7 protein-coding genes and 1 pseudogene are annotated in these 11329 nt (G+C 69.9%); 4 read left to right on the forward strand and 4 right to left on the reverse strand.

Translation table 11 applies throughout. The features are described 5' to 3' along the window. Window positions 1-58: 58 nt before the first annotated feature. Both B7R21_RS21125 and B7R21_RS12130 read left to right on the forward strand, forming a co-directional pair. Window positions 59-1265: pseudogene (locus B7R21_RS21125) on the forward strand (DEAD/DEAH box helicase); the annotation flags it as partial. A 797-nt stretch (window positions 1266-2062) separates the two neighbouring features. Next, window positions 2063-3277, forward strand: a complete 1215-nt coding sequence (locus B7R21_RS12130) for a DUF445 domain-containing protein (RefSeq protein WP_116283523.1) — start codon at window positions 2063-2065, stop codon at window positions 3275-3277. Between the two features lie 30 nt (window positions 3278-3307). Here B7R21_RS12130 and B7R21_RS12135 read toward each other — a convergent pair whose 3' ends face one another. The 3 genes from B7R21_RS12135 to B7R21_RS12145 form a co-directional block, all read right to left on the reverse strand. Beyond that, a complete protein-coding gene (locus B7R21_RS12135; RefSeq protein ID WP_116283524.1) occupies window positions 3308-5638 on the reverse strand; it encodes an acyltransferase family protein in 2331 nt (776 codons plus the stop codon). A gap of 127 nt (window positions 5639-5765) precedes the next feature. Next, window positions 5766-7058 (reverse strand): GDSL-type esterase/lipase family protein, encoded by a 1293-nt coding sequence (locus B7R21_RS12140; RefSeq protein ID WP_116283525.1) that lies wholly within the window; start codon window positions 7056-7058, stop codon window positions 5766-5768. A gap of 121 nt (window positions 7059-7179) precedes the next feature. Continuing rightward, complete coding sequence (locus tag B7R21_RS12145; RefSeq protein WP_116283526.1) at window positions 7180-8070, reverse strand: PHP domain-containing protein; 891 nt, start codon at window positions 8068-8070, stop codon at window positions 7180-7182. A gap of 66 nt (window positions 8071-8136) precedes the next feature. On the opposite strand from B7R21_RS12145, the gene B7R21_RS12150 reads away from it, so the two are divergent. Further along, window positions 8137-9135 (forward strand): endonuclease/exonuclease/phosphatase family protein, encoded by a 999-nt coding sequence (locus B7R21_RS12150; protein ID WP_116283527.1) that lies wholly within the window; start codon window positions 8137-8139, stop codon window positions 9133-9135. A 4-nt stretch (window positions 9136-9139) separates the two neighbouring features. After that, on the forward strand, window positions 9140-10699 hold the full coding sequence (locus tag B7R21_RS12155) for an aminopeptidase P family protein (RefSeq protein ID WP_116283528.1): 1560 nt from the start codon (window positions 9140-9142) through the stop codon (window positions 10697-10699). Window positions 10700-10725: 26 nt separating this feature from the next. Here B7R21_RS12155 and B7R21_RS12160 read toward each other — a convergent pair whose 3' ends face one another. Continuing rightward, window positions 10726-11316 carry a general stress protein gene (locus B7R21_RS12160; RefSeq protein ID WP_216364219.1) on the reverse strand — a complete coding sequence of 197 codons (591 nt, stop codon included), beginning with the start codon at window positions 11314-11316 and terminating at the stop codon, window positions 10726-10728. Between the last annotated feature and the right edge of the window lie 13 nt (window positions 11317-11329).

Here is an 11329-nt window from a genome sequence, read left to right on the forward strand (position 1 = left end):
CCCCGAAGACCTGAACGCACCCGTCGAGGTGATCGACGTGGTCGCGCCCGACCCACTGGTGGGTGACGCCTTCCTCACCGACACCACGTTCTCCGACCTGAAGATCGAGCAGGATCTCGTCGACGCGCTGGCCTCGAAGGGCATCCTCCACCCGTTCCCGATCCAGACCCAGACGATCCCCCTCGGCCTCGAGGGCCAGGACATCATCGGCCAGGCCAAGACGGGCACCGGCAAGACCTTCGGCTTCGGCCTCCCCCTGCTGCAGCGCCTCGGTGCGAACCCGGAACCCGGCGTGCAGGCGCTCGTCGTCGTGCCGACCCGCGAACTCGCCGTGCAGGTCACCGAAGACCTCCAGCTCGCGGCATCCAACCGTCCTACCGCCGTCATCGCGATCTACGGCGGCAAGTCGTACGAGGGCCAGATCGAGCAGCTGAAGGCCGGCGCCCAGGTCGTCGTCGGAACCCCCGGGCGCCTCCTCGACCTCGCCGGGCAGCGCCTGCTGTCGCTCGCGAACGTGAAGGTGATGGTGCTCGACGAGGCCGACAAGATGCTCGACCTCGGCTTCCTCGCCGACGTCGAGAAGCTCTTCGCACAGACGCCCGCGGGCCGTCACACCATGCTCTTCTCCGCGACCATGCCCGGCCCGGTCGTGGCGCTCGCGCGCCGGTTCATGAGCCGGCCGATCCACATCCGCGCGACCGACCCCGACGAGGGCCTCACCCAGGCCAACATCAAGCACGTGGTCTACCGTGCCCACAATCTCGACAAGGACGAGGTCATCGCGCGCATCCTGCAGGCCGAGGGCCGCGGCAAGACCGTGATCTTCACCCGCACCAAGCGCGCGGCGGCCCGCCTCGTCGAAGAACTCGGCGACCGCGGCTTCAACACGGCAGCCGTGCACGGCGACCTGAACCAGGAGCAGCGTGAGCGCGCCATGGCCGCGTTCAAGGCCGGCAAGCGCGATGTGCTGATCGCCACGGATGTCGCGGCCCGCGGTATCGACGTGAACGATGTCACGCACGTGATCAACCACACCATCCCCGAAGACGAGAAGACCTACCTGCACCGCGCGGGCCGCACGGGCCGGGCCGGCAAGACCGGAATCGCCGTCACTTTCGTCGACTGGGACGACCTGCATAAGTGGGCGCTCATCAACCGCGCCCTCGACATGGGACAGCCTGAGCCGGTCGAGACCTACTCCTCGTCTCCGCACCTCTACACCGACCTCGACATCCCCGCCGGAGTGAAGGGCCGCCTGAAGCCGACACCGGCTGCGAAGGGCCCCGAGGGCGCCGCGAGCAGGCCGCCCCGCGAAGGCGGATCGGGTTCGCGGGGACCCCGTGAGGGCAGCCGTGAGGCACGCTCGGGCGGGCGCGGCGAGAACCGCGGAGACGGGCGGAGCGAGAGCCGTGCCGATAGCCGCTCCTCGGCAGGCAGCTCGTCGGCGAGCAGCAGCGCCGGCAGCAGCAGCGCCAGCGCCAGCAGCAGCGCCAACAACAGCAGCAACACCCCCACCAGCGCCGAGAACCGGGGCGCCCAGGGCACGGGTCGCGGCACCCGCGACACCAGCCGCGTCGGTGTCGGCCTCGCCGGCGACCAGGCCACCGCGCTCGAAGGCGCCCAGCGTCCGCCGCGCATCCCCCGTGAGGCAGCCGAGCCCACCGGCAACGGCGACCGACCCGCACGGAGCCGCAACCGCAGCGGCAACCGTTCCGGCGGCGCCTCCCGCGCCGGTGGCCAGAACGGAACCACGTCCGACGCCGTCTCGAGCGGCATGATCGGCGAGACCACGGCCGTCAGCTTCTCGGGCTCGGGCGACGCCGGCTCGTCCGGCGGCAACGAGGGTGCGGCATCCAGCGCCTCGGCCACCGGCCACGGCTCGACCGGCCACGAGCACCACGACGGCAACAGTGCACCCCGCCGCCGCAGCCGATCGCGGGGCCGCGCGCCCCGCGCCGAGTAGAACGGCCGTTCGCTGAGCGCCAGCTCCCGGCGTGCGCGCCGGGCGACCCTGGTCAGCCTGACGGAGGGCGACGCCACGAAGCTCCGCGCCCTCCGGCGCATGAAGCTGCTCGCCACGGGGCTGCTGGTCATCATGGCGATCATCTTCGCGATCTCGTTCGCGCTGCAGGGCCGCTACCCGTGGCTCGAGTATGTGCGGGCGGCCAGCGAGGGCGGCATGGTCGGTGCACTTGCGGACTGGTTCGCCGTGACCGCTCTGTTCCGGCATCCGCTCGGCCTGAAGGTTCCGCACACGGCGATCATCCCGACCCGCAAGAACGAGATCGGCGAGAGCCTCGGTGAGTTCGTCGAGCAGAACTTCCTCTCCGAGACGGTGGTGCGCGACAAGCTCGCCTCCGTCGGAGTCTCCCGGGTCGTCGGAACCTGGCTGATGAAAGCCGGGAACGCCCGGCGCCTGACGAATGAGGTCTCAGCCGGCCTCACCGGCGCCATGGCGTTCCTCAGCGACGACGACATCCGGGGCGTCATCGAAGGCCTCGCCCGCACCCACATCGTCGGCCGGGACTGGTCGCCGCAGCTGGGGGTGCTCACCTCGAAGATCGTCGAGTCCGGCCAGCACCATCACGCGGTCGACCTGCTGCTCGACAAGGCCGAGGAGTGGATGCTCGCCAATCCCGACTCCTTCGGTGACGCGGTCTCGAAGCGCCTCCCCACCTGGCTCCCGTCGTTCGTCGACCGGGTGGTGGATGACCGGGTCTCCCGTGAAGCGCTGAAATTCGTGCAGGCGGTGCAGGCCGATCCGAACCACCGCCTGCGGCTCGCGCTCGATGACTACCTGAGGAAGCTCGCCGGCGAACTCCAGCACGACCCTGTCATGCGCGCGCGCGTCGAGGGCGTCAAGGAACAGCTGCTCGACGACCCGCGCATCCGCGAACTCGCCGCTGTCGCCTGGCAGTCGATCAAGGATGCCCTGCTCACCGCTCTCGCCGACCCCGAGTCCGGGCTCCGACTCACGATCGAGCAGACCATCCTCGACGTGGGCGAGCGACTCGTGACCGACACCGTTCTGGCCGAGAAGGTCGACACGTGGGTCGAGGGCGCCGCCACCCACCTCGTGGCGAGCTACCGGCACGACATCGCATCGGTCATCTCGGAGACCGTGCAGGGCTGGGACGGCGAGGAGACCAGCCTGAAGATCGAACTCCAGGTCGGCAAGGACCTGCAGTTCATCCGCATCAACGGCACGGTCGTCGGCTCGCTCGCGGGCGTGGCGATCTTCACGATCGCGCAGGCCCTCGTCTCCCTCGCGGGCTGAGAGGCCCCCCGCCCACCCCGCCAGGCACAGCTAGGCGGGGGGCAGCAGGCTCCTCAGCGTCGCCGTGAGGATCGGTTCGAGCATCCGGGCGTACACGGCCGTGAGGTGCAGCACGTCGCCCCGGATGATCGTGGTGCCGGCGAACGGCGGGCACGAGGTGTTCTCGGCGCAGAACCAGAGCCGCGTGTCGACGACCGACACAGGCTGGGCGCTGGTCGCCGAGACCTCTGCGGCGGCCTTCTGGGTCACGTTGAGCTGCTTCAGCCAGGTGTTGCTGATCGGCTTGGTGCAGTCGCTCGGGTGGTTGATGCGCGTCGCGCAGTCGCTGAGCGGGATCGTCGCCGGGGGGCCGGCGAGCATGACGACAGGCACACCGAGCGGCTCGATCTTCGAGAGCGAGTCGGTCACGCCGGCCTGCAGCGCCTCAAAGCGCTTGTCGTCCCCGGTGATGACCATCGACGACACCTCGCTCTCGGCATCGGTGACGATCACGAGGTCGGGCTTCAGCTGGAGAGTCTTGTCGATCGACCACGCGCGGTGGTCGTCGCAGACCGCCGGGAATCCGGGAGCGGCCGCACCGTCCTTCGACTGGCCGAGCACCTGCACGTTCGCGAACGTGCACTCGGAATGGGTCAGCGCCTGCACCCGGTAGCCGAGCGAACCGAGGGCCGGGATGAGGCCCGGCATGTAGCTGATGGCCGCAGAGTCGCCGAGCAGCACTGCCGTCTTCCCCAGGGAGGCGTCGCCGTAGACGCACTTGGTGACGTTCTCGTCGCTGACGTCGAGGCAGCCGTCCTCCACCCACTGCGGAGCCAGTGCTCCCAGGTCGAGCTTGTCGAGGCCGGGGGTCAGATCGCTCGGCCAGTCGGCTGTGGTGAGCCCGACGGTGATGGCGTCGGTGAGCACCTTCTGCGCGGAGCCCACAGAGCTCGCCGTGCCCGCGGCGGGGGCAGCGGCAGCAGCCGCAGCAGCGGCGGCCGTGGATGTCGCGCCCGGCTCGACCGGCAGGGATCCGGGGTCGACGACCGAAGCGACAGGCAGCGACGCGACCTGCGTGCGCGGGGCGAGCGCGATGACCCCGATGAGCGCGACGGCGACGGTGACTCCGGCCACGGCGAAGCCGATGCGGATGCGGCGACTCCGTGTGCCCGGGTCGGTTCGACGGTGGTGCCGCGCGCGCGGGTCTGTGTCCCGATGATGCAGCCGGGGTTCGAGCCAGGAGGAGTGGCGGATCGGGTCTTCGACGAACCGCGTCGTCAGGGCGGCGACGGCCAGTGAGAGCGGCATCGCCGCGAAAAGGTAGACCGGCGACTCCCTGCCGAACAGCACCCCGAAGAAGATGAAGATCGGCCAGTGCCAGAGGTAGCTCGTGTACGAGATCTTGCCGAGGTAGCGGGCGACCGGGTTGGTGGTGATGACCAGGTGGCTGTCGCCGCCCATGCCGGCCACGATGATGAGCACCGTGCTCGCCACCGGGATGAGGCACCAGAAGCCCGGATAGTGGAGGGCCGGTGTGTAGACGAAGGCGCAGACGAGGATCACGACGAGACCGCCCCAGGCGAGCACAGGCCGGAGCATCGCGGGGATCTTCGACGCCAGCGGAACCGTGAAGCAGAGCAGTGCGCCGGCGCCCAGCTCCCAGATGCGGGTCAGCGTCGACAGATACGAGACCTGGGGAGCGGCGTCGGCCTGGATGACGCCCCAGGCGAACGAGAGCAGGCTGACGACGGCGATGCCGAGGATCAACGGGCGGAAGCTCTGGGCGGGCGGGCGCCGCCTGCTGGTTGAGCGCGGCCGCAGTGTCGGGTCGGCTGGCGCGATCGGCGCGGCTGGCGCGACCCTGCGCCTCCCCGCGGAGCGTGCGCCCGCGCCCACGATGAGCAGGCCCAGCACGATCGCCGGCCAGAAGAGGTAGAACTGTTCCTCGACGCTCAACGACCAGAAGTGCAGCAGCGGGCTCTGCGGAAGCGTCGTGGCGAAGTAGTCGGTGCCGGTGAGCGCGAAGTTCCAGTTGCTGACCAGCAGCAGCGACCAGAAGGCATCCCAGAGGGTCTGCACCGCTCGCGGGAGGATGAACACGAAGAGCCCGGCGAGGCTCGTGGCGACCAGCACCAGCATCGCGCTCGGCATGAGGCGGCGTATGCGGCGCCGGTAGAAGCCGTTCAGAGAGATCGTACCGGTGAGCCGGTACTCCCGCAGCAGGAGCCCCGTGATGAGGTAGCCCGACAGCACGAAGAAGATGTCGAGGGCGACGAATCCGCCCGTCGGGAACTCGATCAGGTGGGTGAACAGGATGATGACAAGAGCAATGCCCCGGATGCCTTCGAGGTCCCCCCGGAATGATGAAGCTTTTTTCGGCACGCTGGTGAATTCCTTCTCTACCCCCCGGCTGGCAACCTATCCGCGGCGCGTTCCGGTCCGGTTCCGCGTCACCCGATTGATTCACCCCCGGTCGAGGGTCTCGCCGACGTCCGCGCGAACGGAGGGATCAGCATCCGTCGAACGCGCACTCGAAGGCATCGGCCACGAGGGCGTACCCGGCCGGTGCAGGGTGGGCGTCGTCGCCGATGATGGCGGGTCGCAACTGGTTCGGCCGGTCGGGATCGCTCAGCAGAGCATCCGCGTCCACGACGGTGAACGCCCCCGAGGTGTCACCCCGCAGCCAGTCGTTCCAGCGCACCCGGTTCTCCTCCAGCTGCCCGGTCAGCCCCCGGCCCGGCTCGGTGAAGGCGAACATCCTCGCCTCCGGCCAGAGCACTTCGGCGCGCGCGAGGCTCGCGAGCCACTCGCCCTTCAGTGCTTCGACATCCGCCCCGCCCGCGATGTCGTTCGACGCCGCCCAGAGCACGAAGGCATCCGGCTTCAGCCCGGGATAGAGATCCCACTTCGGTGAGTCGGCCGGAAAGTCGGCCGCCCAGGAGCCCGGTGCCGAGAGGGAGGCTGCGACCGCTCCATTCTGGTCGGCCCAGACCTGGTGCCACGAACTGTTCTCACCGGTGTGCGGATGATCGGCGGCCCGGGCGTTTGCGCCGGAGTTCAATGAATGCCCGGCCACGACGACGAGTTTCTCCGTGCCGGCGTAGGTGTAGTCCATCCAGATGTCGAGGAACGATCCGCCCATCTGGTAACTTCCGACCGACTTCTCGGTCGTCACCGCTGCCGCAGAGCTGCTCGGCTGGAGCCAGGACACGTCCCAGCCGATCCCCAGCTCGGTGTCGGCCGGGGCCGAGAACCCCAGCGAGAGGAAGAGGGGTGCGCCCTTCTCGAAGCCGACGGCATCGGCACCGATCCAGTCGCTGACGAACTCGGCACCGTCGGTGAGCTTCGTGCCCGCGCTGAAGACGGCGGGGGCAGCGGCGAAGGCGCTCGAATCGCCGGGGATCTGGCCCGAGACGGCACGGCCCACAGCAATCGCGCTGATGTCGATCGTGCCGGCGAGGGGTCTGTCCTCGATGTAGTTCCAGTTGCGCACGTGCAGGCGCATGCTCGTGACGTCTGCCTGCAGGGTGAACGGGATGCGCTGGGTCGCCTCGACCGCGACGCCCGGGCCCCCGGGCAGCACGGCCGCGGCGGTGTGGCCGAACGAGTAGTCCGAGAGCCGATCACCGGCCGGGGCCGTGGAGCTGCCGTCGGACAGGGCGGGGAGCGGGCCGCTCGGCACCGCCCCGACGGGTGAGAGGTTCGAGACCAGCAGCGCGACCACCAGAACCGCGGCGAGGCCGGCGACGAGCATGAACACCGTGGAGCCGATGATCAGCAGGGTGGCTGCAGGCCGCTTCATACCGGGAATCCTAGCCCGCCGCTGCCGCCCGGCCGGTTCGGTCACCCGCAGGGTGGGGCGGGCGCGGCCGCGGTGCGGGTCAGAGCGTGCGGGTCAGAGCGTGCGCGTCAGAGCGTGGGGGTCAGAGCGTGCGGGTCACGGCCCCGTACACCGGCGACCAGCCGGTCGCTCGGTCGATGAGCTGCGAGAGCACCTCGGGGCCCGTCGTGTTCTCCCCCAGGCGGTTGGGTTTGCCCGCGCCGTGGTAGTCACTCGACCCGGTGATGGCCAGCCCGTACTTCGCCGCGAGTTCGTGCAACCGCTCCTTGCCTTCGTCGGAGTTCTGGCGGTGTTCGATCTCGAGGCCGAACAGTCCGGCATCCACCAGCTGGGCGAGCCGGCGTTCGGGGATGACCCGCTCGCGCGGACCGGTGCCGGGGTGGGCGAGCACCGTGACTCCCCCGGCGGCGACCACCAGCTCGACCCCGCGGAGGGGTGTCGGCGCGTAGTGCGGCTGGAAGTATCCGGCCCGCCAGTGCAGGATGCCCTGGAACGCCTCGCTCCTCGTCGGAACGAGGCCCTTGGCCACCAGGGCGTCGGCGATGTGGGGGCGGCCGATGGTCGCGCCGGGCTCCGTCTGCGCAAGCACGTCGTCCCAGGACAGGTCGTAGTCGGCGGCGATGCGGTCGACGATGGCGTGCGCCCGCTTCAGCCGGGCCTCCCGGATCGTCTCGGTCTCTGCGAGCAGCGCAGGGTCGGCCGGGTCGAACAGGTACGACAGAAGGTGCACGCTGACGTGGTCGAGGCGCGTGCTGAGCTCCATGCCCGGAATGAGGGTCAGCTCGTGGTCGCGCGCCGCCTCCGACGCCGACGGCCAGCCCGCCGTGGAGTCGTGGTCGGTCAGGGCGAGCGTTCCGAGCCCCGCCTCGCTGGCCGAGCGCACCACGTTGTAGGGCGTCTCGGTTCCGTCGGAGGCGCTCGAATGCGTGTGCAGATCGATGGGACCGCGGAACGCTGGAGCAACTTCGGACATAACCCCATCGTAGGCTTGCAGGGCAATGGGGCCTGACCCCTTGCAGAGTGCACCTGGAGCAGACGGATGATCGTTCGAATCGTGTTCGGAGTGGTTGCTGTCGTGACGCTCGCCGTTCTCGCCGTGCTCTCGTGGCCACAGGGCTTCGGCCTCGAACACTCGATCGTCATCGCCCAGGTCGTGGCCTTCCGGCCCGCGCTCGCCGCCGCCGCGGTGGTGCTGGCCGTGCTGTTGCTGGCCGGGATGCTCGTGGCCCGTCGAACCCGGGGCCTGTTCGGCTTTCTCACCGTAGTGCTGCTGCTGTTCGCCGGGGGCCAGGCCGCGGTTCTCGCGACGCGCGGCTGGGTGCCGGACGCCGGCCATGCCGGCGCATCCGAGACCGCGACCGATGACGACATCGTCGTGCTCTCGTGGAACACGCTCGGCGGGGCCGCCGATGCCGCATCGATCGCGGGACTCGCCCTTCGTCTCGGAGCCGACGTCGTCACGCTGCCGGAGACACCCGAGAGCACTGCGGCCGAGGTCGCCGCCCTGATGACCGCCGGCGGGAAACCGGTCTGGGCGCACACCTCCAGCCACGGGGACTACCTCAGCCTGTCGACGTCGATCCTCGTCTCGACAGCCCTCGGCGAGTACGCGGTCACCGACACGTTCGGCGACACCGGCACGCTGCCGAGCATCGTGGTCTCCCCCGTCAGCGGCGACGGACCGACACTCGCCGCCGTGCATCCGGTCGCACCGACGCCCGACGACCTCGAGGGCTGGCGGGCCGACCTCGACTGGGTGGACCGGCTCTGCGGATCGCCGAATCTGATCGTCGCCGGCGACTTCAACTCCACGCTCGACCACCTCACCGGCATCGGCGACTGCCGGGATGCGGCGCTCACGGCCGGCACCGCCGCCCTCGGCACCTGGCCGACCTGGCTGCCGGCACTCGTGGGCACGCCCATCGACCACGTTCTCACCACGGGCGGCTGGCGGGTCGTCTCGGCCGAGGTCATCCAGAGCGAAGACGCAGCCGGCAGCGACCATCGGCCCACCACGGCGACACTTGCGCGAGAATAGGGGCATGGCTGAACAGACCGACACCGCCCCCCGCGCCACCTCGAACCGATCCACGACTCCCGGCTCCGACACCTTCAAGCGCTACATCGGCAGCGAGTGGGCGGAGCGCACCGACATCCTCCCGGCGTCGCGTGAGGAGGCCCCGTTCGCAGCCGCCCGGCGCGCCAGGCTCTCGGCCGCCTACCCGGGAAAGCGCCTCGTGATCCCGGCAGGCCGGCTGAAGCAGCGCTCGAATGACACCGACTTCCCGTTCCGCGCGAACACGGCCTTCACCTACCTCACCGGCTGGGGCAGCGACTCCGAGCCGGGTTCGGTGCTCGTGCTGGAGCCGGCCGATGGCGGTGGCCACGAAGCATCCCTCTACTTCCGCGAGCGGGCGGGGCGCGACTCCGACGAGTTCTACGCGAACCCCGAGATCGGCGAGTTCTGGATCGGGCCGCGCCCCTCCCTCGCCCAGGTGGCGAGCGATCTGGGGCTCGAGACCCTGGGCATCGCCGGGCTCGACGCAGTGGTCGCGTCGAGCGATGAGAACACGCTCGTGCTGCGGGACGCCGATCCGGAGCTCACGCTCCTGCTCGACATCGCCGTGGAACAGGCCACCACCGGGCAGGCCACCACCGGGCAGCAGGACGAAGCGGCCCTGCCGGCGATCACCTCCTCACCCCGGGCGGAGGAGGCCGACACTGCTTCGGGCTCGGAGTCGCTCGAACAGAAGCTCTCCGAGATGCGCCTGGTCAAAGACGAGTACGAGATCGCCCAGATGCGTCTCGCCGTCGCGGCGACGGCCCGCGGTTTCGACGACATCATCGCCGACCTGCCGCGGATCACCTCGCACGAACGCGGCGAGCGCCTCGTCGAGGGCGTGTTCAACGGGCGCGCCCGGGCCGACGGCAACGCGGTGGGCTACGACACCATCGCCGCCTCCGGCCCGCACGCCTGCATCCTGCACTGGACGCGGAACGATGGGCCCGTCGTTCCCGGCGACCTGATCCTGATCGACGCGGGCGTCGAGCTCGACAGCTACTACACGGCCGACATCACGCGGACGCTCCCTGTCGACGGCCGGTTCGGTGACGAGCAGCGGATGATCTACGAAGCTGTTCGCGAGGCGGCCGACGCCGCGTTCGCCATCGTGCGTCCGGGCATCCGGTTCCGGGAGATCCACGCCACCGCCATGGGCGTCATCGCGCAGAAGACCGCGGAGTGGGGCCTGCTGCCGGTCACCGCCGAAGAGGCGATCGAACCGGAGAACCAGCAGCACCGGCGTTACATGGTTCACGGCACGAGCCACCACCTGGGCCTCGATGTGCACGACTGCGCGAAGGCGCGCCGCGAGATGTACCTCGACGGGGTGCTCGAGGCGGGCATGGTGTTCACGATCGAGCCCGGGCTGTACTTCCAGCCCGACGACCTCACGGTGCCGGAGTCGTTCCGAGGCATCGGGGTGCGGATCGAGGACGACATCCTCGTGACCGCGACCGGCGCCGAGAACCTCTCGGCGGCCATCCCGCGGACGGCTGACGAGGTCGAGGCCTGGATCGCCGCAGCCGCCTCGAAGAGGTAGGCACAGCTAAGAAGAGGTAGGCACAGCTAAGCGGTGGGCTGCTCCGACGTCGGCTCGGCGGCGGCGGGGGGCGGGTCGGAAGGGTGCGCGGCAGCGGGCGGCGGGGTGAACGCCGGCTGGCCCCAAGCCTGGCCGGGGCTGACGATGTTGCGGGCCCGGTTCGCCACGTCGGAGTCGGCCACCACGTCGTAACGCGAAGCGATCACCTGCATGGTCGAGGTGTAGTCGCGGCGGCGGCGGGTTAGGGTGTACGACACGATGCGGAACAGCATGCCGAACCCGGCGCCGATCAGCACGGCCGCGCCGAGGAACGGCAGCGACGACGCCGCGGGCTGGAAGATGATGAGCAGCAACCCGAGGAACAGCCCGAGCCACGCTCCGCTCACGGCGCCTGCGGCAGCCGCCCGGCCATAGCTCAGCTTTCCCGTGACATTCTCGACGCTCTTCAGCTCGCTGCCGACGATCGAGAGCTGCGCCACGGGGAAGTCCTCGCGGGCGAGGAGATCCACGGCCTGCTGCGCCTCCTCGTAGGTCTCGTACGTCGCAATGACGTCTCCCCGCGGGATGCGCGGTGACAGGGGGTTCGATCGGCCGGGGCGTGAGAGTGGGTTGGTCACGGCATCCATTCTC

The sequence above is a fragment of the Subtercola boreus genome, from assembly GCF_003399625.1.
Classification (GTDB): domain Bacteria; phylum Actinomycetota; class Actinomycetes; order Actinomycetales; family Microbacteriaceae; genus Subtercola; species Subtercola boreus_C.

What these genes read in the sequence shown, in the direction of transcription:
- B7R21_RS12155 (WP_116283528.1), top strand. Translation starts at nt 9,140, where the DNA reads ATGGCTGAACAGACCGACACCGCCCCCCGCGCCACCTCGAACCGATCC.
- B7R21_RS12145 (WP_116283526.1), bottom strand. Translation starts at nt 8,070, where the DNA reads ATGTCCGAAGTTGCTCCAGCGTTCCGCGGTCCCATCGATCTGCACACG.
- B7R21_RS12130 (WP_116283523.1), top strand. Translation starts at nt 2,063, where the DNA reads ATGAAGCTGCTCGCCACGGGGCTGCTGGTCATCATGGCGATCATCTTC.
- B7R21_RS12150 (WP_116283527.1), top strand. Translation starts at nt 8,137, where the DNA reads ATGATCGTTCGAATCGTGTTCGGAGTGGTTGCTGTCGTGACGCTCGCC.
- B7R21_RS12140 (WP_116283525.1), bottom strand. Translation starts at nt 7,058, where the DNA reads ATGAAGCGGCCTGCAGCCACCCTGCTGATCATCGGCTCCACGGTGTTC.